This is a genomic window from Pseudomonas sp. B21-048 (genome assembly GCF_024748615.1).
Classification (GTDB): domain Bacteria; phylum Pseudomonadota; class Gammaproteobacteria; order Pseudomonadales; family Pseudomonadaceae; genus Aquipseudomonas.
On record NZ_CP087168.1, the window covers coordinates 4,617,135 to 4,640,985 of the forward strand.

Consider the following 23,851-nt stretch of genomic DNA (forward strand, 5'->3'; position numbering starts at 1 on the left):
CGTCTTAACCTCTAGTTTCTTCAATACTGGCGGCGAGAATCGCCAGAACCAGTTGCTGGAAATCCAGACCGGCAGCACGGGCTGCCATTGGCACCAGACTGTGATCGGTCATGCCCGGTGCGGTGTTGACTTCCAGGAACCAGAACTGGCCGGCGGCGTCCTGCATCACGTCTGCCCTGCCCCAACCAGCAATACCCAGCGCCTCACAGGCTTTGGCCGTGAGGTCCATGAGTTCTTTTTCTTTATCGCTGTCCAGGCCACACGGAATCCGGTACTGGGTATCGGAAGCCACGTACTTGGCGTCGTAGTCGTAGAAACTGTGCGTCGTGCCCAGGGCAATCGGTGGCAACACCTGGTCACGCAGGGTGGCGATGGTGAACTCCGGACCTTGAATCCATTGCTCGACCAACACTTGTGAATCGTAGGTACTGGCCGCTTTCCACGCGTCGATCAATTCAGACGTGGAAGTCACTTTGGCCATCCCGATACTGGAACCTTCATGGGCCGGTTTGACGATCAAAGGGAAGCCCAGTTCCGTGGCCGCCGAAATACAATCGGCCTCAGAGCTCAGTACCGCGTGGCGTGGCGTCGGAATGCCGAGGCTGTGCCAGACCTGCTTGGTGCGCAGTTTGTCCATGGCCAGGGCGGAGGCCAGAATGCCGCTGCCGGTGTACGGAATCCCTGCGCATTCGAGCAGGCCCTGCATGCTGCCGTCTTCACCGCCACGACCGTGGAGGATGATGAAGGCGCGGTCGATTTTTTCGTTCAGCAGACGCTGCAGCAGGTCATCGCCCACATCAAGACCGAAGGCGTCCACACCGGCGCTTTGCAGTGCTTCGAGCACTGCGTTACCCGACTTCAGGGACACTTCACGCTCGGCACTCTTGCCGCCGAACAGCACGGCGACGCGACCGAAATCTTTCGGCGCAATAGTGGAGACGAGGTTGGCGTAAGCAGCAGTCATTTCAACTTCCCCTCTACCGGAGCAGCAACGGCTCCGGCAAACAACGGACTGTTCAACAGTTTCGGTGCAAGACCGCCGATATCACCGGCGCCCTGGCACAGCAGAATGTCGCCGGCACGCAGCAGCGGCTTGACGATCGGTGCGAGGTCGATGCCGCGCTCGATGTAGATCGGGTCGAGCTGACCGCGCTGGCGGATGCTGTTGCACAGCTTGCGGCTGTCGGCACCCGGGATTGGCTCTTCGCCGGCCGGGTAGACCTCCATCAGTAGCAGCACATTGGCGTCGGCCAGTACATTGACGAAATCGTCGTACAGGTCGCGGGTGCGGCTGTAACGGTGCGGCTGGTAAACCATCACCAGACGACGCTCCGGCCAGCCACCGCGCACGGCTTTGATCACGGCCGCGACTTCGGTCGGGTGGTGACCGTAGTCGTCCACCAGCATCACGTTGCCGCCTTCAACCGGCAGTTCGCCGTACACCTGGAAGCGCCGACCGACACCCTGGAACCCGGACAGGCCCTGGACGATGGCTTCATCGCTGACGCCTTCGTCGGTGGCAATGCAAATGGTCGCCAGCGCGTTCAGCACGTTGTGGTTGCCCGGCATGTTCACCGACACATCCAGCGGCTCGCGTTCAGGGCGCAGCACGGTGAAGAAAGTTTGCATGCCCTGCTGACGTACATTGATGGCACGGACGTCGGCATCGTCGCCAAAGCCATAAGTGACCGTCGGACGTTTCACCAGCGGCAGGATTTCACGCACCATCGGATCGTCCAGGCACACCACCGCCAGACCGTAGAACGGCAGGTTGTGCAGAAACTCGACGAAGGTTTTCTTCAGTTTGTTGAAGTCACCGTCGTAGGTCGCCATGTGGTCGGCGTCGATGTTGGTGACCACGGCCACCAGCGGCTGCAAGTGCAGGAAGCTGGCATCGCTTTCGTCGGCTTCGGCAATCAGGTAACGGCTGGTGCCGAGCTGGGCATTGGTGCCCGCGGCATTCAGACGACCACCGATCACGAATGTCGGGTCCAGGCCACCGGCCGCGAACACCGAAGCGATCAGGCTGGTGGTGGTGGTTTTGCCGTGGGTACCGGCGACGGCGATGCCGTGGCGGTAGCGCATCAGCTCGGCCAGCATCTCGGCACGCGGCACCACCGGAATCCGACGTTCCAGGGCGGTGGCGACTTCCGGGTTGGACGTGTTCACGGCGCTGGAGGTGACCAGCACATCGGCGTTCGCGGCGTTCTCGGCACGGTGGCCGATATAGATGTGGGCACCGAAGGATTCCAGGCGCTCGGTCACCGGCGATGCTTTGAGGTCGGAACCGGACACTTCATAGCCCAGGTTCAGCAACACTTCGGCAATACCGCACATGCCCACGCCGCCGATGCCGACGAAGTGGATGCGACGGATGCGGCGCATTTCCGGGTGCGGCATGGCTTTCTTGTTCTCAACCATGGGCCACCTCCAGGCAGGTATCGACCACGTTACGAGTGGCATCGGGTTTGGCCAGGCGGCGTGCCGCGGTGGCCATGTCGTTGAGTCGTTGCGGTTGCATCAAGACCTCTGTCAGGCGAGCGGCAAGATCCGCTGCGCCGGTCGTTCTTTGCGGCATCAGGAAGGCAGCGCCTTCACGGGCCAAATAATCAGCGTTGCGGGTCTGGTGATCGTCGATCGCGTGGGGCAAAGGCACCAGCATCGAGGGCAGACCGGCAGCCGCCAGTTCACTGATGGTCAGTGCGCCTGCGCGGCACACCACTAGGTCGGCCCAACCATAGGCTTGGGCCATGTCTTTGATGAAAGGCTGCACTTGCGCCTCGACACCAGCTGCGCGATAGCGCTCTGTAGTCACTTCATCGTGGTTTTTGCCGGCCTGATGAAACACGTCCGGGCGCAGGTCGGGGGCGACTTGCGACAGGGCTTCAGGCAGCAACTTGTTCAACGGCTCTGCGCCCAGGCTTCCGCCCAGGATCAGCAAACGTGCCTTGCGACCGGCCAGGGCAGGTCGCGGTGTTTCGAGGAACAGCTCGGTGCGCACCGGGTTACCGGTGGTGCGACGGCTGTTCGACAGGGTAAAGGTGTCGGGGAACGCTTCACAGACTCGGGCGGCCAACGGCACCAGCAACCGATTGGCGGTACCGGCCACGGCGTTCTGCTCGTGAACGATCACCGGCACGCCGGCCAACTTGGCTGCAACGCCGCCGGGGCCAGTCACATAACCGCCGAAGCCGACCACGCAGACTGGCTGCAGCTGACGAATGATCGCCCGCGCCTGCCAGATCGACTTGAGCACCATGAACGGTGCCTTGAGCAGGGACAATTTGCCCTTGCCGCGCAAACCGCTGGCGTTGATCCGATGCAATTCAAGACCGGCCGCCGGCACCAGATCGTTTTCGATCCCGCGCGGCGTGCCGAGCCAGTGCACGGTATAACCGCGGGCCTGGAACTCCCGAGCGCAGGCCAGCGCCGGGAACACATGCCCCCCGGTGCCGCCAGCCATGATCAATACATTAGCGCCCATGGTTCGGCTCCTCGGCGAAGTCGCTCTCATGGAACTCCATCTCTTCGCTGCCCAAGTGGGTTCGACTCTCCCACTCGATGCGCAGCAACAAGCCAAGACAGGCACAGCAGATCACCAACGAACTGCCGCCATAACTGAGAAATGGCAGGGTCAGACCTTTGGTCGGCAGCAGACCGACGTTCACCCCGATGTTGATCAGGAACTGACCAATCCACAGGAACGACAAGCCGTACGCGATGTAGGCGGCGAAAAATTGCTTGGCCTTCTCGGCCCAGTAACCGATGTACATGCCACGAATACAGACAAAGACGAACAGCGCTACGGTGCACAAAGAACCCACGGCACCCAGCTCTTCGGCCAGGACCGAGAACACGAAGTCGGTGTGCGCTTCCGGCAGGTAGAACTGTTTCTGCACGCTGTTGCCCAGGCCAACGCCCAGCCATTCGCCGCGACCGAAAGCGATCAAGGCCTGAGACAACTGATAGCCAGCACCGAACTGGTCGGCCCACGGGTCCGCAAAGTTGGTCAGACGCGCCATTCGATACGGCTGCATTTGAATCAACAGCACCACCGCGGCGACAGCCAGGACAACCATCAAGGAAAAACGGAACAGCCCGACCCCGCCGAGGAACAGCATCGCCGCAGCCGCTCCCATCATCACGACGGTGGCACCGAAGTCCGGCTCCATCAGCAACAGACCCGCCATTGGCAGCAGAACGATGAACGGCTTGAAGAAGCCCATCCAGCTTTCACGCACTTCTTTCTGGCGCCGCACCAGATAACCGGCGAGGTAGATCACCACGAACACCTTGGCGATCTCGGAAGGCTGGACGTTGAAGAAACTGAAGCCGATCCAGCGCATCGAACCGTTCACTTCACGGCCGATCCCGGGGACGATCACCATCACCAGCAAACCGAACGCACCAATCAGCATCAGCCAGCCCAGGCGTTGCCAGGTCGCGATCGGAATCATCATGGTGACGACGCAGGCACCAAGGCCCAGTACTACGTAGATCAGGTGGCGAATCATGTAGTACAGGGCACTGCCCGATTGCACCGCCCCCACCTCGGTCGAGGCCGATGCAATCATCACCAGCCCAAGACCCAGCAGCGCCAGGCAGCCGGCGAGCATCGGGAAATCGAGGTCGATGCCGCGCCCGGTGATGATCGGCGACGGATACGGCTTGATGATATTCAGGAGGCTCATGCCAAGTCCTCCACGGCGCGGACAAACTGGTGACCGCGATCTTCGTAGTTCTTGAACATGTCGAAACTGGCGCAGGCTGGCGACAACAGCACCGCGTCGCCCGGCTCGGCAGTGGCGCGGCATTGTTCGACGGCTTCGACGAGCGAGCCGACGCGGATCAGCGGCACGCCGTCACCGATGGCCTCACCAATCTTGTCGGAGTCGCGGCCCATCAGGATCACGGCACGGCAGTTGGCCGCGACTGGATCACGCAGATCCTTGAACTCGGCACCCTTGCCGTCACCACCGGCGATCAGCACGATCTTGCCGTCGATGTCCGCGCCCAAACCTTCGATGGCAGCCAGTGCGGCGCCGACGTTGGTGGCTTTTGAATCGTTGTAGTAGCTCACGCCATTCAGGTCGCGCACCCACTGGCAGCGGTGCTCGAGCCCGGCGAAACTGCGCAGGGCCGAAAGCATGGTGTCGAACGGCAAGCCGACAGCATGGCCCAACGCCAATGCCGCCAGAGCGTTGGACTGGTTATGGGCGCCACGAATCTTCAATTCGCGCACCGGCATCAGGTTCTGGAATTCGAAGGCCAGGTATTTCTCGCCGCCTTCTTCACGGATACCGAAGGCCTTGAAATCGGGTTTGCTCAGGCCGAAGGTCCAGCATGGCTGACCTTCACCCATCAACGGACGGCTCAGGGCGTCCTGACGGTTGACCACAAATTGTTTGGCACCCCGGAAGATCCGGTGCTTGGCCAGATGATAGGCCGGCAGACCGCTGTAGCGGTCCATGTGGTCTTCGCTGATGTTGAGCACGGTCGCCACTTCGGCGTTGAGTTGATCGGTGGTTTCCAGTTGGAAACTCGACAACTCCATCACGTACAGCTCGACGTCGTCGCTGAGCAAGTCCAGCGCCGGCGTGCCGAGGTTGCCGCCGACGGCCACACGCTTGCCGGCCGCAGCCGCCATCTCGCCGACCAGGGTGGTGACGGTGCTTTTTGCGTTGGAACCGCTGATGGCGACAATCGGCGCCTTCGCGTTACGCGCGAACAGCTCGATGTCGCCGGACAACTTCACGCCACGGGCGGCGGCAGCCTGCAGGGCCGGGGTCGCCAGAGCCAGGCCGGGGCTCACGTAGAGCTCGTCGGCACGGCACAGGAATTCGACGTCCAGCTCGCCACAACGCACTTCCACGTGCGGATAGTCACGCTTGAGCGTGGCCAGTTCCGGTGGATTTTCCCGCGTATCGGCGACCGCAAATGACACGCCCCGGTTCGCCAGGAAGCGAACCAGGGACATGCCGCTCTTGCCGAGGCCGACAACGATGCGGAAGTGGTCAGAAGCGATCAGAGACACTCGTTCTACCTCAGCTTCAGGGTGGCAAGGCCGACCAGGACCAGAATCACGGTGATGATCCAGAAACGGACGATCACACGCGGCTCGGGCCAGCCCTTGAGTTCAAAGTGGTGGTGTATCGGTGCCATGCGGAATACACGGCGACCGGTCAACTTAAAGGAGGCAACCTGAATGACGACTGACAGGGTCTCCATCACGAACACACCGCCCATGATGAACAGGACGATTTCCTGACGGACGATCACCGCGATGGTGCCCAAGGCTGCGCCCAGCGCCAGTGCGCCGACGTCGCCCATGAATACTTGGGCCGGATAGGTGTTGAACCAGAGGAACCCCAGGCCCGCGCCGATCAACGCGCCGCAAAACACGATCAACTCACCCGCGCCCGGTACGTAAGGAATCAGCAGGTATTCGGCGAATTTCACGTTACCCGACAGGTAGCAGAAGATCCCCAAGCCACCGCCGACCATCACGGTAGGCATGATCGCCAGACCGTCGAGGCCGTCGGTCAGGTTGACCGCGTTGCTCGAACCGACAATCACGAAATAGGTCAGGACGATGAAACCCGCGCCCAATGGAATGCTGTAGTCCTTGAGCATCGGCAGGATCAGGGTGGTTTCCACCGGCGTCGAGGCAGTCATATAAAGGAAGATCGCCGCGCCCAGACCGAACACCGACTGCCAGAAATACTTCCAGCGGCTCGGAAGGCCGCGGGAGTTTTTCTCGATGACTTTGCGGTAATCGTCGACCCAGCCGATGGCACCGAACAGCAGGGTTACCAACAACACGACCCACACGTAACGGTTGCTCAGGTCGGCCCAGAGCAAGGTGCTGACACCGATGGACGAAAGAATCAGCGCGCCGCCCATGGTCGGGGTGCCCGACTTGGACAGGTGCGATTGCGGGCCGTCGTTGCGAACGGATTGACCGATCTGACGGTTCTGCAAGGTGCGGATCATCCACGGGCCATAGCACAGCGACAAGACCAGCGCGGTCAGCACACCGAGAATCCCGCGCAGGGTCAGGTACTGAAAGACCGCGAAGCCTTTGTAGAACTGTTGCAGATACTCCGCTAGCAGCAGCAGCATTAATGTTTCTCCAGACGGGGCCCGCACAAAGCGGCGACGATGTTTTCCATCGCGGCGCTGCGCGAGCCCTTGATCAAAATGGTGGTGTTTGTGTCCTGCTCGGCTTCCAGGGCCTTGATCAGCTCAGCCTGAGTACTGAAGTGAAAAGCCTGTTCGCCGAAAGCGTTCACGGCGTGCGCCATCATTGGCCCGACCGCGTAAAGCGCGGATACCTTGCCGCGGGCGTACTCACCCACATCGCGGTGCCCCTGCTCCGCCCAATCGCCCAACTCGCCGATATCTCCGAGCACCAAAACGGTGCGACCGGAAAAGCCGGCGAGTATATCAACGGCGGCGCACATAGAGGTGGGGTTTGCGTTGTATGTGTCATCAATCACGCGCATGCCGTTAGTCGCCAGTTGCGCGACGGTGCGGCCCTTCACCGGTTGCACCGCGCCGAGACCAGTGGCGATGCCGGGCAGCGACACGCCCAAAGCATGAGCTGCAGCGGCGGCGGCCATGGCATTGGCGACGTTATGGGTGCCGAGCAGGTTCAGTTGAACCCGTTCCACACCTTCAGGGCTGTGCAGGTTGAACGCCGGGCAACCGCGAGCATCGCGATCCAGATCGCTGGCGTAGAAGTCGGCGCTGAGGTTGCTCAGGGCAAACGTCAGCACGTGGCGACCGGCGGCTCGGGTTTTCCAGATTTCAAACGCCTTGTCGTCGAGATTCAGCACGGCGACGCCATCGGCATCCAGCCCTTCGAGAATCTCGCCCTTGGCTTCAACGATTTTTTCCGGTCCGCCGAACTCGCCGACATGGGCGGTCCCGGCGTTATTGATGACAGCCACGTGCGGCTTGGTCATGGCGACGGTGTAAGCAATCTCGCCGAGCCGCGAAGCACCGAGTTCGATCACGGCCGCGGTATGTTCCGGCGCCAGTTCGAGCAGGGTCAGCGGAGCGCCCAGGTCATTGTTCAGGTTGCCACGGGTCGCCAGCACCGGACCGCGCGTGCGCAGGATGCTCGCGAGCATTTCCTTGACCGTGGTCTTGCCGCTGGAACCGGTGATGGCCACGACTGGCTGAGTGAATGCCGCACGGTTTATCGCGCCCAATTGGCCGAGGGCCTGGCGGGTGTCCTTGACCAGCAGTTGTGGCAGCGCGCTGTCGGTAACTTCGCGCTCGACCAAGGCACCCACGGCGCCTTTGGCGGCGACGTCATTGAGGTAGTCATGTCCATCAAAACGCGGGCCGGCCAGAGCGATAAACAGCTGGCCTGGCTTGATCGCGCGGCTGTCGATGCTGACGCCGTTGAAGCTGGCGTCGCTGGCAATCAGACGGCCATTCAATGCGCTGGTCAGTTCGCTCAGCTTCAAGGCTTTAAGCATGGGCCACCTCCCACGCGGTCAGGGCGTAATCAGCCTCGACCAGATCGGAGAAAGCGTGGCGCTCGCCGTTGATTTCCTGATAGTCCTCGTGACCTTTACCGGCTAGGACAATCACGTCATCCGCCGAAGCGCTGGCGATCAATTGGGCAATCGCCTGGCCACGGCCGGCGACGAAGGCAACTTTATCCACAGCGGTGAAACCGGCGCGGATGTCATCGAAAATCACAATCGGGTCTTCGGTGCGCGGATTGTCATCGGTGACCAATACGCCATCGGCCAGACGCTCGACCACTTCCGCCATCAGCGGACGCTTGCCCCGATCGCGATCACCGCCACAACCGAACAGGCACAGCAACCGACCTTTAGCGTGAGGACGCAGGGCCATCAAGACTTTTTCCAGCGCATCCGGCGTGTGGGCATAATCGACCACCACCAACGGCTGACTACCGCCGCCCAGGCGCTGCATGCGACCGGCCGGGCCTTCGAGTTTCGGCAGCACTTTGAGGATTTCGTCCAGCGCGTAGTCCAGCCCGAGCAAGGCGCCGACCGCAGCCAACACGTTGCTCAAGTTGAAACGACCGAGCAAGGTGCTACGCAAATGGTGCTCGCCTTGCGGCGTGACCAATGTGGCGCGCACGCCTTCGTCGTCGAACTGCGCCTCGCGGCAATACAGGTAGGCGCTGGAATCTTCCAGGCTGTAAGTGATCAACCGCGACTCGCCTTTATCAGCAGCCAATTGCCGGCCGAAATCGTCGTCGAGGTTGACCACCCGGCACTTCAGATCATTCCAGGCAAACAACTTGGCCTTGGTTTCGCCATAGGCCTGCATGGTGCCGTGGTAATCCAGATGATCGCGTGACAGATTGGTCATCACCGCCACATTGAACGCCAACGCAGTCACGCGGCCCTGATCCAGGCCGTGGGAGGAGACTTCCATGGCCACGGCTTTGGCGCCGGCCTTTTTCAGGTCGGCGAGGGTCGCTTGCACCGCAATCGGGTTCGGCGTGGTGTGCAGGCCGCTTTCCAGCGCGCCGTAGAAGCCGGCGCCCAAGGTGCCGACGATGCCGCAGTGTTGACCGAGCAGGTCGAGTGCCTGGGCGACCAATTGGGTCACGCTGGTCTTGCCGTTGGTACCGGTCACGCCAATCAGATTCAAGTGACGGCTCGGTTCACCATAAAAACGCCCGGCAATGTCCGACAGCTGCGCCGCCAGGCCTTTGACCGGAATCAACGGCACGTCGGTAATCGGCAGCACGGTCGCGCCTTCGACTTCATAAGCCACGGCAGCCGCGCCGCGTTGCAAGGCATCGGCGATGTGCGCACGCCCATCGAACTTGCCACCCGGGACCGCGAGAAACAGATCGCCTGCCCGTACATTGCGACTGTCCAGCGCCAATTCGCGGATCAACAGATCGCGACCGGCGTGGGCGAAAATCTTGTTCAGGCTCAGCGACATCAGCCGCGCCCTCCATTAGCTTTCAGCGGAACGACCGGTGCGGTGTTCGCTTGTTGAGTGGCTGGCAGGTTGTCCGGGGTGATGTTCATCAGGCGCAGAGTCCCGGACATCACTTTGCTGAACACTGGCGCCGAGACCAGACCGCCGAAGTAACCGGCCTTGGTCGGTTCATCGATCACCACCACGATTGCGTAACGCGGATCGCTCATCGGGCCGAAGCCGGCGAACAGCGAGCGGTAGGAATTCTCGGCGTAGCCCTTGGTGCCGACCGACGTTTTACGTGCAGTACCCGACTTGCCGCCCACGTGATACGCCGGCACCTGCGCACGGAATACACCGCGCGGAGCCTCGATCACTTGTTGCAGCATGGTTTGCATGGTTTTTGCGACGGCTTCCGGCAATACCTGTGTGGTTTGCGGCGCCTTGTCGGTTTTGATCAGGGTCAGCGGCGCGAGGCGACCATTGTTGGCCAGGGCCGAGAAGGCGTGAACCAGCTGGATCGCGGTCACGGAAATACCGTAGCCATAGGACAGCGTGGCGGTTTCAGCTTTGCGCCATTCGCGGTAATTCGGCAGGTTGCCGACGCGCTCCCCCGGAAAGCCGAGGCCGGTGTCCTGGCCGAGGCCGACTTTCTGCGCCAGACGGAAAATCGTTTCGCCGCCAATATCGAACGCGACCTTACTCATGCCGACGTTACTGGAATTGATCAGAATGCCGGTCAGGTCGAGCACCGGGCCTTCGGTCTTCGATACGTCCTTGATGGTGTACTTGCCAATCTGCAAGGTGCCTGGATACACCTCGACGGTATCGGTGGGCTTCCAGCGACCGGTTTCAATCGCGGCGCTCATGGAAATCGCTTTCATGGTCGAACCCGGCTCGAACACGTCGATCATCGCACGGTTGCGCATCATCGCCGGTTGCAGGTTGCGACGGTTGTTCGGGTTGTAGGTCGGCTGGTTGACCATGGCGAGGATCTCGCCGGTCTTCACGTCCATGATCACCAGGCTGCCAGCCTTGGCGCCGTTCTCGATGATCGCGTTGCGCAGTTCACGGTTAGCCAGGTATTGCAAACGCAGGTCAATGGACAACGCCAAGGGCTTGCCGGCCTTGGCGTTTTTGGTGACCTGGACATCTTTGATCAGCCGGCCGCGCCGGTCCTTGATCACCTGCCGCTTGCCGGGCACGCCGGCCAGCCATTCATCGTAGGCCAGTTCGACGCCTTCGCGCCCGTGATCGTCGATGTCGGTAAAGCCGACCATGTGGGCGGTGACTTCGCCGGCCGGGTAGAAACGCCGGAACTCTTCGATGCCATAAACGCCCGGCACTTTCAGGTCGAGCACAGCCTGGCCTTGCTCGGGGGTCAGCCCGCGCACCAGATAAATGAATTCTTTATTGGCCTGGGCCTCGAGACGCTCGGCCAGGGCTTTCGGGTCCTGCCCCAGGGCAGCCGCCAGTGCCGGCCATTTCTCTTTGGCCGTTTGCATTTCCTTGGCGTTGGCCCACAGGGTCGTGACCGGCGTACTCACGGCCAAAGGCTCGCCGTTACGGTCGGTGATCAGACCTCGGTGAGCCGGAATTGGAATATGACGAACGCTGCGCGCATCGCCCTGACCTTTAAGGAAGGCACGGTCGACCACTTGCAAATCGATGATGCGCCAAGAGATCGCCGCCACCATGATACCGAGTAAACCCACCACCAAACGGAACCGCCATGGGAAGAGCGCGCCTTCGAGTTTCATCATGGCGCCACCATCTGCACTTCAGCGGCGCCGGGAATGCGCATCTTCAGTTGTTCGCTGGCCAGGACTTCGATACGGCTGTGGGCAGTCCAGGTGCTCTGTTCGAGAATCAACCGACCCCACTCTGCCTGCGCCTTGTCGCGCACGCTCAATTCGCTGTACAGCGAATTCAACAACTGGCGGTTCCAGTGTGCGCTATAAGACACGCCGATGGCCGACACGAGAACGCCGATAAACAGCAGCAGCATGAAAAAACTTCCGCCGGGAAGTGGCTTGGCGAAAAGTTTACTCACCGCAGCTTCTCCGCAACGCGCATGACAGCGCTACGGGAACGCGGGTTGGCCTTCAGTTCGGCGTCGGAGGCCGTCTGCGCTTTGCCATGGATTTTGATGATCGGTTCGAAAGCAACGTGACGGACCGGTAGGTTGCGCGGCAGGTTGTCGGCTTCGCCTTTCACCAGTTTGCGCATGAACAGTTTGACGATGCGATCTTCCAGCGAGTGGAAGCTGATGACGACCAGACGGCCGCCCACTTCCAGGCATTCCAGCGCGGCTTCGAGACCGGCTTCCAGATCGCCCAGTTCGTTGTTGACGTGGATACGCAGCCCCTGGAACGCACGGGTGGCCGGGTTCTTGCCCTTTTCCCATGCCGGGTTGGCAACTTTCAGCACTTCAGCCAGATCGCCAGTGCGCTCGAACGGCCTGATGTCGCGACGCTCGGCCACGGCACGCGCCATGCGACCGGAGAACCGCTCTTCGCCATATTCCTTGAACACACGGGCGATTTCTTCCACCGGCGCGGTGTTGACGAACTCGGCTGCACTGATCCCGCGGGACGGGTCCATGCGCATGTCCAGCGGACCGTCGTTGAGAAAACTGAAACCGCGCTCCGGGTCATCGAGTTGCGGGGAAGACACGCCGAGGTCAAGCAGAATACCGCTGACCTTACCGGTCAGACCACGTTCAGCGACTTCCGAACCGAGCTCGGCAAAGCTGCGCTGCACAATGACAAAGCGGCCGTCTTCGGCCGCTAGCGTTTGCCCGGTGGCAATCGCTTGGGGATCTTTGTCGAATCCGAGCAGCCGACCCTCAGGCCCGAGCTGGCTGAGGATCAACCGACTGTGTCCGCCACGTCCGAACGTACCGTCCAGATAGCAGCCATCAGGACGTACGGCGAGAGCCTCGACGGCTTCGTCAAGCAATACGGTGATGTGGTTAAAGCCGCTATCAATAGTCACAGGATCAAATCACGCAGTTCATCAGGCATGGCGCCCGGTTGTTGAATAGCAGCTAGGTCAGCGGCAGAAACCGCATTCCAGGCATCCTCGTCCCACAATTGGAACTTGTTCAGTTGGCCTACCAACATTGCGCGCTTATCCAACCTGGCATATTCGCGAAGACGTGGTGGAACCAGAAAACGACCACTGCCATCGAGCTCGAGGTCGACGGCATTACCAATCAGTAAACGTTGCAAGCGGCGGTTCTCTTCGCGAAGCGAAGGCAGTGCGCGCAGTTTGGTTTCAATAATTTCCCACTCATCGAGGGGATAAACACACAAACACGGATCAACGGCATCGATGGTGACGATTAATTGACCGGAACTTCGCGAAACAAGCTCGTCACGATACCGGCTCGGCATGGCGAGACGGCCTTTTGCATCGAGACTGATAGCGTTAGCTCCGCGAAACACGTCAGCGTTTCTCCAAATATTAGCGTTTTGCGTTCAAAAAACCCACTTCATGCCACTTTCCGCCACTTGTGCACACTATAGGAATGCGCCCACCACACCGTCAAGGCGCGGATTAAAGGAAAAGCCTTACAGAACGGAGATTTAGGAGCGTAAAAGGAGGGTTAACGAGAATCTGACGGATGAGTTCGCTCAATAACTTGAATCAGCACAGAAGGCTGCGCTCAGAAGTTAAAGTAGTTTGTTAAGAGTAAGATTTTTTCGGTATTACAAAAACGCTTCTGCTATTGATTTAGCAGGGAGGGAATTTGCCCTTGCACACATCGCAGCCAAGGATTCAGCAGAGAGAAAAAAAGGTGGAGAGTCGATCTGTAAGCCGGGTTCTGTCTTGAACAGTCATTCGTCTACGATGGCCATCACTGGACATCTTTAGCAACCTACCCGGTCCCAGCGCGGGCCACGCCTTGGGACCCTATTTGGTCTTGCTCCAAGTGGGGTTTACCTAGCCACGAACTGTTGCCAGACGTGCGGTGCGCTCTTACCGCACCTTTTCACCCTTACCGGCGCCGAAGCGCTTAGGCGGTTATTTTCTGTGGCACTTTCCGTAGGCTCACGCCTCCCAGGCATTACCTGGCACTTCGCCCTATGGAGCCCGGACTTTCCTCCCCCCCCTAATTTTCATAGAGGGCAGCGACTGTCCGATCGACTCTCCGCCGCGAAGGTTAACGGTAGAGCGAGCGAAGAACAAGCGTTAAAAGCCTCTGGCCGGCGCTGCATGTCGGTTTACTCGCCCTTCTGTTTATCCAGCGCGATCTGATAGAGCACATTCTTGCGCTCGCCGGTAATTTGCGCGGCCAATGCCGCCGCACGCTTGAGCGGCATCTCTTCGAGTAATAAGTTGAGAATACGCATGGCTTCACTGCTGACAGCGTCTTCGGTCTCAGGGGCGGACCAGCCCGCCACCAGCACCACACACTCGCCACGTTGCTGATTGCTGTCTGATTCGACGAACTCGCGCAACTCGGCCAACGGCAAGCCTTTGAGGGTTTCGAAGGTCTTGGTCAGTTCCCGCGCCAGTAATGCCGGACGCTCGGCACCCAATACCAGCTCCATGTCTTGCAGGCATTCGAGGATGCGGTGCGGTGCCTCATAGAAAATCAGCGTGCGCGGCTCTTCTTTTACGAGCTCCAGACGAGCACGTCGACCGACAGCCTTGGCCGGCAAAAAACCTTCGAAGATGAAACGGTCGGATGGAAGTCCCGCCGCCGACAACGCCGCGATCAATGCACAGGCGCCGGGAACTGGCACGACATTGACCCCCGCGGCACGGGCCTGACGCACCAGGTGATAACCCGGATCGGAAATCAGCGGCGTCCCGGCGTCGGAGATCAACGCCACATCGTCGCCCGCCAGCAGACGCGTGATAAAGCGGTTACCCTCCTCCCGCTCGTTGTGTTCATGGCAGGCCGCCAGCGGCGTGGAAATGCCGAAATGCTGCATTAATCGCTGGGAATGGCGCGTGTCTTCGGCCGCGATCAAGGCGACCTCGCGCAGGATCTTCAGTGCACGCGCACTGATATCGTCCAGGTTGCCGATGGGCGTCGCCACCACATAAAGCGAGCCAGCAGCGGAATTCAAAGCACCTGGAGCAGTCAAAGCGCACACCTCATGATCGGTAAAAGGCGACATTGTAGCGCGTAGCAGCGCTTGCGATACGCCTCGACTTGCCCGGGTTTTCCAGCCGTTTGTGCAGTGCTGCAACATTTGTACGAGCTAAATTGATCGATTCACGCCAGTAACATCGCGCCCCGGCCAGTGCTTGGGTACAATTCCACGCTAATTTGATCGAGTATCAGGAACACTTACATGATCGCTTGCCTGCGGCTGCTCACTGCCCTCTGCCTCGCTGCCTTGCTGGCGGCTTGCGCCAGCTCGCCCTCCTCCAGCCTTGGCGAACTTCCACGGACCCCGGACGCCAGTATCGAGCAATTGCTCGAACAGGCCACTCAAAGCAAGGATCCGGAAAAAGCCGCTCTACTGCGCTTGAGCGCGGCAGACCTGGCTTATCGTCAGGGCAATGCCGGCCAGTCCGCGCAAATCCTGCAACAAGTACCAATGGAACAACTCAAGCCTGGCCAACAAGTTTTCGCCAACACCCTGGCGGCTGAACTGGCCATGACCCGCAATCAGCCCAAAGCGGCGCTGACTGCCCTGAGCCATCCGAGCCTGCAACGCCTGAGCGAACTGCCCGTCGAACAACAGGTTCGCACCGGCACCGTTCATGCTCGCGCCCTTGAGGCCGACGGCCAGACCCTGGCCGCCGCACGGGAGCGCATCTTTATTGCCCCGATGCTTGAAGGTGAAGCAGCCAGCAAAAACCACGAAGCGATCTGGACCCTGATCGCTTCGCTGCCGACCGATCAATTGCAGCCGACCACCGACGACGACCTCGGCGGCTGGATACGTCTGGCGCTGGCAGTGAAAACAGCCGGCACCCTGGAACAGCAGCAAGCCGCGATCGACACCTGGCGCGAACAGAATCCAAAGCACCCGGCTGCCATCCAGCTGCCGTTGCCACTGACCAAACTCAAGGAACTGGCCAGCCAGCCCCTGAGCAAGATCGCCCTGCTGCTGCCGCAAGACGGCCCGCTGGGGACGGTTGGCAAAGCACTGCGCGAAGGCTTCATGGCCGCTCACTACCAGGCGCAACAAGCCGGGCAGAAGCCGCCAGCCATCGAGTTCTATGACAGCTCGCGCCTGACCTCTCTCGACGAGTTCTATCGCAAGGCCCAGGCCGATGGCGTGCAACTGGTGGTCGGCCCGCTGGAAAAGCCGCTGGTCAAACAGCTCAGCGCGCGCCCGCAACTGCCGATCACGACCCTGGCGCTGAACTATAGCGAAGGCGAACAAGGTCCGGCCCAGCTGTTCCAGTTCGGCCTTGCCGCTGAAGACGAAGCCCGCGAAGTGTCCCGTCGTGCACGCGCCGATGGCCTGCACCGCGCCGCCATCATGGTGCCAAAAGGCGAATGGGGCGACCGTGTACTCAGAGCGTTCAGTCAGGATTGGCAAGCCAATGGTGGCAGCATCGTTGCGACTCAACGCGTCGACCAACCGGTCCAATTGGCCCAACAGATTGCCGACATGTTCCAGCTGCGCCAGAGCGAAGGCCGCGCCAAGAGCTTGCAAAGCACCGTCGGCTCACAGGTGGCCGCACAACCTTCGCGTCGTCAGGACATCGAGTTCATCTTCCTGGCCGCGACACCGCAACAGGCTCAACAGATTAAACCAACCCTGAACTTCCAGTACGCGGGTGACGTGCCGGTTTACGCCACCTCCCACGTGTTCAGCGCCAGCGGCGACCAGAACCAGTACAACGACATGAACGGTATTCGCTTCTGCGAAACCCCATGGCTGCTGGATGCCAACGACCCGCTGCGTAAACAGGTCACTGCACAATGGCCACAAGCCGGCGGCAGCCTGGGCCGCCTGTACGCGATGGGCGTCGACGCCTATCGTCTGGCACCGCGCCTTGGTCAACTCAAGGCCCTGCCGGACAGCCGCATCCAGGGTCAATCGGGCAGCCTGGGCATGAATCGCAATCAACGGGTCGAGCGTCAGCTGCCATGGGCAGAGTTCGCCAACGGCCAGGTTCAACGCCTGCCGGACACCTCGCGCTGATGCCTGACAGGTCACGCCAGCAAAGCGGTAAAGATGCCGAGCGTCATGCGCTCGAGCATCTTCAGCAACAAGGTCTGCGCCTGCTGGCGCAGAACTGGTTGTGTAAACGCGGCGAGCTTGATCTGGTCATGCTTGATGGCGATACAGTAGTATTCGTCGAAGTCCGCTACAGAAAAAACACCCAATGGGGTGGTGCGCTCGATAGCATCGATGGGCGCAAACGGCAGAAACTGATTTTTGCCGCGCAGTATTTTCTTCAGCGCGAGTCGCGTTGGGCCAACTCCCCCTGCCGCTTCGACGTGGTTGCCATCGACAGCAACCTTGATCAGCTGAACTGGTTGCAGAATGCCTTCGACAGCTGATCGCTTGCACCCCGAACCGGACACCTTCACCCAACACTTTTGCTCTTTGCTTTGCGGGCTGCACATTCATGTGCCGAGTAGCCGCGCTAATTAAGGTCACACAGATGGACATGCAATCGCGAATTCGCCAGCTTTTTCAGGCCAGTATCGACACCAAGCAACAGGCGATGGACGTACTTGCACCGCACATCGAGCAAGCCAGCCAGGTCATGGTCAACGCCCTGCTCAACGAGGGCAAAATACTGTCCTGCGGCAACGGCGGTTCCGCCAGTGACGCACAGCGCTTCTCGTCCGAGCTGCTCAACCGCTTCGAGCGCGAGCGCCCGAGCCTGCCGGCCGTCGCGCTGACCACCGACAGCTCGACGATCACCTCGATCGCCAACGATTACAGCTACAACGAGATTTTCTCCAAACAGATCCGCGCCCTCGGCCAGCCGGGTGACGTATTGCTGGCGATTTCCACCAGCGGCAACTCGGCAAACTTAATTCAAGCGATCCAGGCCGCACATGATCGCGAAATGATTGTCGTAGCATTGACGGGTCGTGATGGCGGCGGCATGGCGTCATTGCTATTGCCTGAGGACGTCGAAATGCGCGTACCGGCCAACGTCACTGCACGTATTCAGGAAGTCCACCTGCTGGCGATCCATTGCCTTTGCGATTTGATCGACAGCCAACTGTTCGGGAGTGAAGAATGACCCCTAATCGCCTAGCCCTTCTGGCCTTGACCCTGTGCCTTGGCATCAGCGGCTGCACCTCGGTGGTTAACGCCAGCCGTGAAGCACCGATCGACGATGACCGTGGTACCCGCACCTTCGGCAGCAAGATCGACGACTCCCTGATCGAAACCAAGGCGGGTGTAAACATCGCCAAGGCCGATCCGGACCTGGACAACAACTCGCACATCGTTGTCACCAGCTTCAACGGCGTGGTACTGCTCGCCGGACAAACCCCTCGCGCCGACCTCAAGGCCAAGGCCGAACAGGTTGCCTCCGCCGTTCAGCGGGTAAAGAAGGTGCACAACGAGCTGCAAGTACTGCAACCGTCCTCGCTGCTGGCACGCCAGAATGACACCTGGCTGACCACCAAGATCAAAACCCAGATGCTCACCGACCCCTCCATTCCGGGCTCGCGCATCAAAGTCGTGACTGAAAACGGCATCGTCTACTTGCTGGGTCTTTTGACCAAACAGGAAGCGGCCCAGGCGACCAATCTGGTGCAGGGTGTTTCCGGGGTTCAGAAGATTGTGAAGTTGTTTGAGTACATTGACTGATACTTCCTTGCTGGCGGTGGCGTCCTTGAGATCGCCTTCGCCGGCAAGCCTGGCTCCAGCAATAAAAAAGGCGATCCATCCGGATCGCCTTTTTTATTACTTCACCACCTTCAAACTCGGCCGACCGCTGGGACGCGGCGGCTCGCTGTCGGGTGGCGGAACATCATCATCCGGCTCGATCTCTTCCTCGTCCTCTAGAGGCGATTCCATATCGAACACCATGCCCTGACCGTTCTCCCGAGCGTAAATGCCCAGGATCGAGGCGATAGGCACGTACAGGGTGTGCGGCACGCCACCGAAGCGCCCCTCGAAGCTAACCGCTTCGTTGTCCATGTGCAGATGACGCACGGCCGCCGGGGAAACGTTCAGAACAATCTGTCCGTCACTGGCAAAACCCTGAGGCACCTGCACCGATGGATACTCGGAATTGACCAGCATGTGCGGGGTGCAATCGTTGTCCACAATCCACTCATAGAGCGCACGGACCAGATAAGGTCGACTGGAGTTCATAGCGGCTCCTTAAGCCTTAGCGCATATCGCGTTCGACACCAGACAGACTCGCCTGGAAAGCCTCACGCGCAAACGAGCGCTCCATGTAATCAAGCAGCGGCTTGGCAGGCCGCGGCAGTTCAATACCCAAAATCGGCAATCGCCAGAGTATTGGCAATAGGCAGCAATCCACCAGACTTTGTTCCTCACTGAGGAAAAACGGCTTGTCGGCGAACAACGGCGACACGCCGGTCAGGCTTTCGCGCAGCTCTTTACGAGCCACGACACGGGCGGCCTCCTTGGTCCGCGAATCCAGAATCAGATCCACCAGGCCACACCAGTCGCGCTGAATACGATGAATCAGCAGACGACTGTTGGCACGCGCCACAGGATAAACCGGCAGCAATGGCGGGTGCGGGTAACGCTCATCCAGATATTCCATCACCACGGTCGACTCCCACAACGCCAGATCACGATCGACCAGGGTGGGCAGGCTTCCGTAAGGGTTCACCTCAATCAGTTTAGGCGGCTGGCGACCAGCCTCCACGTAAATGATCTCGGCGCTGACACCCTTCTCTGCAAGTACGATGCGCACTCGGTGGGAATAGTGGTCGGCGGGGTCGGAGTAACAGGCCAACCGATTGGTCACGCCCATGGCGGTCCTCCTCGCTTGTTGAAATTATCGGAAACAGAAAAACACGCGCGCCCAGAGGGCGCCTCCCGTAACGCCTGGGTCACCAGACTCGTTACACCTTCAGAGACGCCCCTGGGCGCGCGCGATTAACAGCAATGGCTTACAGCTTTATCAATGGACGTCTTTCCAGTATTCACGCTTGAGCAAGTAAGCGAATACAAAGAAGAACGCCAGGTACAGCAACACATAGGTACCGATGCGCTGATGCTGCAGCTTCACCGGGTTGGCCGAGTAGGCCAGGAAGGTCACCAGGTTCTTGACCTTCTCGTCGAACTGCTCTTCGTTCAGCGTGCCGGTTTTCGGCAATACAGTCAGTTGATCGCAGGCTTCATGGGTCAAACCCGTACCGGTCAGCGGATCATATTGCTTCTTGCCGTCTTCAACGATTTGAACTTGTTTACAGCCTACCACCTGACGACCCTGCAGGCCGACCAGAACGTTAGGCATGCCGACGTTCGGGAACACCTTATTGTTCACGCCCCAAGGACGCGATGGGTCTTCATAGAACGAACGCAGGTAACCATAGAGCCAGTCGGTGCCACGAACACGAGCCACCAGCGTCAGGTCGGGCGGTGCCGCACCGAACCAGGTCTTGGCATCAGCCGGCTCCATGCCGATACTCATGTGATCGCCAATCTTCGCTCCAGTGAACACCAGCTTCTCGAGCATCAACTCATGAGGAATGCCCAAGTCATCGGCGACACGCTCGTAGCGTTGGAACTTGGCGCTGTGGCAGCCCATGCAATAGTTGGCGAACGTACGTGCGCCGTCCTGCATGGCAGCCTTGTCAGAAACGTCGATATCGACCTTTTCCAGCTCCGGGCCACTCGATGTCGATGCGAAAGACAGCACAGGCATCGCCGCAAGAATCAGTACAGCAAATAGCTTTTTCATCAGCCAGTCACCCTTTCCGGAACCGGTTTGGTCTTCTCGAGCCTGGTGTAGAACGGCATCAGAATGAAGTAGGCGAAGTACAGGAAGGTACATACCTGCGACAGCAACGTACGGCCTGGAGTTGGAGCCAGAACACCCAGCACACCCAGGATCACGAACGAGATGCAGAACACCCAGAGCCAGATCTTGCTCAGCCAGCCTTTGTAGCGCATCGACTTGACCGGGCTGCGATCCAGCCATGGCAGGACGAACAGCACAGCGATGGCCGCGCCCATGGCGATAACGCCCAGGAGCTTGTCCGGAATCGCCCGCAGAATCGCGTAGAACGGTGTGAAGTACCAGACCGGAGCGATGTGCTCAGGGGTCTTGAAGGCGTTCGCCACTTCAAAGTTCGGCTTCTCGAGGAAGTAGCCGCCCATTTCAGGGAAGAAGAACACGATCGAGCAGAAGATGAACAGGAACACCACCACGCCGACGATATCTTTCACGGTGTAGTACGGGTGGAAGGCAATGCCGTCCAGCGGTATACCGTTTTCGTCTTTGTGCTTCTTGATGTCGACGCCATCCGGATTGTTCGAACCGACTTCGTGCAGCGCCAGAATATGCACCACCACCAGACCGAGAATCACGATCGGCAGGGCAACCACATGCAAGGCGAAGAAGCGGTTCAGGGTAATACCGGAAATCAGGTAGTCACCACGAATCCACTGGGTCAGGTCGTTGCCGATGACCGGGATCGCACCGAACAGCGAGATGATCACCTGGGCACCCCAGTAGGACATCTGGCCCCACGGCAGCAGATACCCCATGAACGCTTCAGCCATCAGCGCCAGGTAGATCAGCATGCCGAACACCCACACCAGTTCGCGCGGCTTTTGGTACGAACCGTAGAGCAGGCCACGGAACATGTGCAGATAGACCACGATGAAGAACGCCGAAGCGCCGGTGGAATGCAGCAGACGCAGGATCGAGCCGTACTCGACGTCGCGCATGATGTATTCGACGGAAGCAAACGCTTCTTCCGCCGACGGGGTGTAGCTCATGGTCAGCCAGACACCGGTAACGATCTGGTTGACCAGAACGAGCAGCGCCAGGGAGCCAAAGAAATAGAAGAAGTTGAAGTTCTTCGGGGCGTAGTACTTGCTGAGATGGTCTTCCCACATTTTGGTCGCTGGGAAGCGCGCATCAACCCAATCCATGAACTTGCTCATCACGCTTTCTCCGTATCGACGCCAATGACAATGATGTCATTGGTCTCATAGGAATGCGGGGGAACTGGCAGGTTCAAAGGCGCGGGTTGCGACTTGTAGACGCGGCCAGCCAAATCGTAGTGAGAACCGTGGCAAGGGCAGAAATAACCCCCGACCCAATCCTTGCCCAGATCCGCGGGCGCCACTTCCGGGCGAAAGGTCGGTGAGCATCCCAGGTGAGTGCAGATACCGATCAGCAGCAGAACTTCTGGCTTGATCGAGCGCGTTTCCGGATCGACATAGGTGGGTTGCGTCGAGTTCTTGGAGGTCGGGTCAGACAACTGGCCCTCGATCTTTTTCAGATTCCCCAGGATTTCCTCGGTACGGCGGACAATGAACACCGGCTGACCGCGCCACTCAGCAATCATTTGCTGACCTGGCTCGATTTTGCTGACATTCACTTTCACCGGTGCACCTGCAGCTTTCGCCTTGGCACTGGGAAACCATGACCCCACGAACGGGACCGCAGCCCCCACCGCTCCTGCAGCACCCACCACGGATGTGGCTGCTACCAAGAAGCGACGCCGGCCTGCATTCACGCCGTCATTGCTCATTCAGTCCTCTCCCATCAGCTTTGTGGCCTGTTAAATCAGGCGTCTACTAAGTAAAAATCTGAACTTATAAAAATTTTGCCGAATGGTAATGAAAAGCCCCAATTCTGACAAGGTAATTACCGAGGGGCTCCACTGCCAAGCCTTGCAGTATAGGGGCTCTGCGGATGTGGCAAGTTGTCACAGCACAATTCTCTGATAAATCGCGCCCATAAAAAAACGCCCAGCTCCGTGAGGAAACTGGGCGTTTTTTTTGAACGTGAAAGCGAATTAACGCTTCGAGTATTGCGGACGCTTACGCGCTTTACGCAGACCCACTTTCTTACGTTCAACTTCACGAGCATCGCGAGTAACGAAGCCAGCTTTGCGCAGAGCGCCACGCAGGGTTTCGTCGTACTGCATCAGTGCGCGAGTGATACCGTGGCGGATTGCGCCAGCTTGACCACTTACACCACCGCCGATCACGGTGACGTAGATGTCGAACTTCTCGACAGTCTCAGTCAATTCCAACGGCTGACGAACTACCATGCGGGCAGTTTCGCGGCCGAAGAAATTATCCAGCGAGCGGTTGTTGATGGAGATGTTACCAGTACCCGGACGCAGGAAAACGCGTGCGGTTGCGGTCTTGCGACGGCCAGTGCCGTAATTTTGAGTCGCCGACATAATGAACTATTCCGTTAAAACTTCAGTTCTTGGGGCTGCTGAGCAGTATGAGGGTGTACAGCGCCCGCATAGACTTTCAGCTTACGATACATGTCGCGACCCAGCGGGTTCTTAGGCAGCATGCCTTTGACCGCGGTCTCGATCACGCGCTCAGGGGCTTTAGCGATCAGCTTTTCGAAGTTGATCGACTTGATGCCGCCCGGGAAACCGGAGTGGGAGTAGTAGATTTTGTCGGTGGTTTTAGCACCGGTTACACGAATCTGCTCGGCATTGATAACGACGATGTAATCGCCGGTGTCAACGTGAGGAGTGTACTCAGCTTTATGCTTGCCACGCAGACGGCTCGCGATTTCGGTGGCCAGACGACCCAGGGTCTGACCTGCAGCGTCGACGACAAACCAGTCGCGCTGTACTGTTTCCGGTTTAGCAGTAAAAGTTTTCATTCTTTATAGCCTCAGGGGCCGCCCTGTAAATTAGACGGCGGATCTTACTGAATAGTGCGTACTTTGACAAGTCAAAGGCAGCCGGATACAGACGCTTTCGGGGGCTCGGGTCGGCGCGTCCGTTCAACGGCAAGATTCTTCGGCGGCGGCGCATCACTTCCACTGCAGAAAGAGGTGCGCAATT

At 59.4% G+C, this 23,851-nt stretch carries 24 protein-coding genes and 1 other RNA gene; 4 read left to right on the forward strand and 21 right to left on the reverse strand.

Features of this window, described 5'->3' with window-relative positions:
• Positions 1–4 precede the first annotated feature (4 nt).
• From LOY56_RS21575 to rsmI, 14 genes are all read right to left on the reverse strand, one after another.
• Complete coding sequence (locus LOY56_RS21575; protein ID WP_258617034.1) at positions 5–964, reverse strand: D-alanine--D-alanine ligase; 960 nt, start codon at positions 962–964, stop codon at positions 5–7.
• Complete coding sequence (murC, locus tag LOY56_RS21580; protein WP_258617035.1) at positions 961–2,421, reverse strand: UDP-N-acetylmuramate--L-alanine ligase; 1,461 nt, start codon at positions 2,419–2,421, stop codon at positions 961–963. Before murC ends, LOY56_RS21575 begins: the two co-directional genes overlap by 4 nt.
• Positions 2,414–3,484: an undecaprenyldiphospho-muramoylpentapeptide beta-N-acetylglucosaminyltransferase gene (gene murG / locus LOY56_RS21585; protein ID WP_258617036.1), complete on the reverse strand. Its 1,071-nt coding sequence runs from the start codon at positions 3,482–3,484 to the stop codon at positions 2,414–2,416. Before murG ends, murC begins: the two co-directional genes overlap by 8 nt.
• Positions 3,474–4,691 carry a putative lipid II flippase FtsW gene (ftsW, locus tag LOY56_RS21590; protein WP_258617037.1) on the reverse strand — a complete coding sequence of 406 codons (1,218 nt, stop codon included), beginning with the start codon at positions 4,689–4,691 and terminating at the stop codon, positions 3,474–3,476. The genes murG and ftsW overlap by 11 nt, the downstream gene beginning before the upstream one ends.
• On the reverse strand, positions 4,688–6,034 hold the full coding sequence (gene murD / locus LOY56_RS21595) for a UDP-N-acetylmuramoyl-L-alanine--D-glutamate ligase (protein WP_258617038.1): 1,347 nt from the start codon (positions 6,032–6,034) through the stop codon (positions 4,688–4,690). Before murD ends, ftsW begins: the two co-directional genes overlap by 4 nt.
• 5 nt (positions 6,035–6,039) lie before the next feature.
• Positions 6,040–7,122, reverse strand: a complete 1,083-nt coding sequence (gene mraY / locus LOY56_RS21600; protein ID WP_090286123.1) for a phospho-N-acetylmuramoyl-pentapeptide-transferase — start codon at positions 7,120–7,122, stop codon at positions 6,040–6,042.
• A complete protein-coding gene (murF, locus tag LOY56_RS21605) occupies positions 7,122–8,489 on the reverse strand; it encodes a UDP-N-acetylmuramoyl-tripeptide--D-alanyl-D-alanine ligase (protein WP_258617039.1) in 1,368 nt (455 codons plus the stop codon). Before murF ends, mraY begins: the two co-directional genes overlap by 1 nt.
• Positions 8,482–9,945, reverse strand: a complete 1,464-nt coding sequence (locus tag LOY56_RS21610) for a UDP-N-acetylmuramoyl-L-alanyl-D-glutamate--2,6-diaminopimelate ligase (protein WP_258617040.1) — start codon at positions 9,943–9,945, stop codon at positions 8,482–8,484. The genes murF and LOY56_RS21610 overlap by 8 nt, the downstream gene beginning before the upstream one ends.
• The gene (locus tag LOY56_RS21615) at positions 9,945–11,684 is read right to left on the reverse strand and encodes a penicillin-binding protein 2 (RefSeq protein WP_258622829.1); all 1,740 of its coding nucleotides are present in this window, start codon (positions 11,682–11,684) and stop codon (positions 9,945–9,947) included. Before LOY56_RS21615 ends, LOY56_RS21610 begins: the two co-directional genes overlap by 1 nt.
• Entirely contained in the window at positions 11,684–11,977 is a 294-nt protein-coding gene (gene ftsL / locus LOY56_RS21620) for a cell division protein FtsL (protein WP_258617041.1), read from the reverse strand. Before ftsL ends, LOY56_RS21615 begins: the two co-directional genes overlap by 1 nt.
• Positions 11,974–12,921 carry a 16S rRNA (cytosine(1402)-N(4))-methyltransferase RsmH gene (gene rsmH / locus LOY56_RS21625; protein ID WP_408980345.1) on the reverse strand — a complete coding sequence of 316 codons (948 nt, stop codon included), beginning with the start codon at positions 12,919–12,921 and terminating at the stop codon, positions 11,974–11,976. The genes ftsL and rsmH overlap by 4 nt, the downstream gene beginning before the upstream one ends.
• Positions 12,918–13,373, reverse strand: coding sequence for a division/cell wall cluster transcriptional repressor MraZ (gene mraZ / locus LOY56_RS21630; protein WP_186530428.1), 456 nt, complete (start codon positions 13,371–13,373; stop codon positions 12,918–12,920). The genes rsmH and mraZ overlap by 4 nt, the downstream gene beginning before the upstream one ends.
• A 353-nt stretch (positions 13,374–13,726) precedes the next feature.
• An RNA gene (rnpB, locus tag LOY56_RS21635) (RNase P RNA component class A) lies at positions 13,727–14,080 on the reverse strand.
• Positions 14,081–14,153: 73 nt separating this feature from the next.
• Positions 14,154–15,059, reverse strand: coding sequence for a 16S rRNA (cytidine(1402)-2'-O)-methyltransferase (gene rsmI / locus LOY56_RS21640; RefSeq protein WP_258617042.1), 906 nt, complete (start codon positions 15,057–15,059; stop codon positions 14,154–14,156).
• A 177-nt stretch (positions 15,060–15,236) separates the two neighbouring features.
• On the opposite strand from rsmI, the gene LOY56_RS21645 reads away from it, so the two are divergent.
• The 4 genes from LOY56_RS21645 to LOY56_RS21660 all read left to right on the forward strand — a co-directional run bounded on the left by LOY56_RS21645 (position 15,237) and on the right by LOY56_RS21660 (position 18,683).
• Positions 15,237–17,048 carry a penicillin-binding protein activator gene (locus LOY56_RS21645; RefSeq protein ID WP_258617043.1) on the forward strand — a complete coding sequence of 604 codons (1,812 nt, stop codon included), beginning with the start codon at positions 15,237–15,239 and terminating at the stop codon, positions 17,046–17,048.
• A complete protein-coding gene (locus LOY56_RS21650) occupies positions 17,048–17,410 on the forward strand; it encodes a YraN family protein (RefSeq protein ID WP_007904371.1) in 363 nt (120 codons plus the stop codon). Before LOY56_RS21645 ends, LOY56_RS21650 begins: the two co-directional genes overlap by 1 nt.
• A gap of 104 nt (positions 17,411–17,514) precedes the next feature.
• Entirely contained in the window at positions 17,515–18,108 is a 594-nt protein-coding gene (locus LOY56_RS21655) for a phosphoheptose isomerase (protein ID WP_258617044.1), read from the forward strand.
• A complete protein-coding gene (locus tag LOY56_RS21660; RefSeq protein WP_258617045.1) occupies positions 18,105–18,683 on the forward strand; it encodes a BON domain-containing protein in 579 nt (192 codons plus the stop codon). The genes LOY56_RS21655 and LOY56_RS21660 overlap by 4 nt, the downstream gene beginning before the upstream one ends.
• 96 nt (positions 18,684–18,779) lie before the next feature.
• Here LOY56_RS21660 and LOY56_RS21665 read toward each other — a convergent pair whose 3' ends face one another.
• From LOY56_RS21665 to rplM, 7 genes are all read right to left on the reverse strand, one after another.
• Positions 18,780–19,193: a ClpXP protease specificity-enhancing factor gene (locus LOY56_RS21665; protein WP_008004998.1), complete on the reverse strand. Its 414-nt coding sequence runs from the start codon at positions 19,191–19,193 to the stop codon at positions 18,780–18,782.
• Positions 19,194–19,209: 16 nt separating this feature from the next.
• On the reverse strand, positions 19,210–19,827 hold the full coding sequence (locus LOY56_RS21670) for a glutathione S-transferase N-terminal domain-containing protein (RefSeq protein ID WP_007905304.1): 618 nt from the start codon (positions 19,825–19,827) through the stop codon (positions 19,210–19,212).
• A gap of 150 nt (positions 19,828–19,977) precedes the next feature.
• Complete coding sequence (locus tag LOY56_RS21675; RefSeq protein WP_258617046.1) at positions 19,978–20,760, reverse strand: cytochrome c1; 783 nt, start codon at positions 20,758–20,760, stop codon at positions 19,978–19,980.
• Positions 20,760–21,971 carry a cytochrome bc complex cytochrome b subunit gene (locus LOY56_RS21680; RefSeq protein ID WP_258617047.1) on the reverse strand — a complete coding sequence of 404 codons (1,212 nt, stop codon included), beginning with the start codon at positions 21,969–21,971 and terminating at the stop codon, positions 20,760–20,762. Before LOY56_RS21680 ends, LOY56_RS21675 begins: the two co-directional genes overlap by 1 nt.
• Entirely contained in the window at positions 21,971–22,564 is a 594-nt protein-coding gene (gene petA, locus LOY56_RS21685; protein ID WP_223488265.1) for a ubiquinol-cytochrome c reductase iron-sulfur subunit, read from the reverse strand. The genes LOY56_RS21680 and petA overlap by 1 nt, the downstream gene beginning before the upstream one ends.
• A 267-nt stretch (positions 22,565–22,831) precedes the next feature.
• Positions 22,832–23,224, reverse strand: a complete 393-nt coding sequence (rpsI, locus tag LOY56_RS21690) for a 30S ribosomal protein S9 (protein WP_002555064.1) — start codon at positions 23,222–23,224, stop codon at positions 22,832–22,834.
• A 14-nt stretch (positions 23,225–23,238) separates the two neighbouring features.
• Positions 23,239–23,667, reverse strand: a complete 429-nt coding sequence (gene rplM, locus LOY56_RS21695) for a 50S ribosomal protein L13 (protein ID WP_007905295.1) — start codon at positions 23,665–23,667, stop codon at positions 23,239–23,241.
• Positions 23,668–23,851 lie beyond the last annotated feature (184 nt).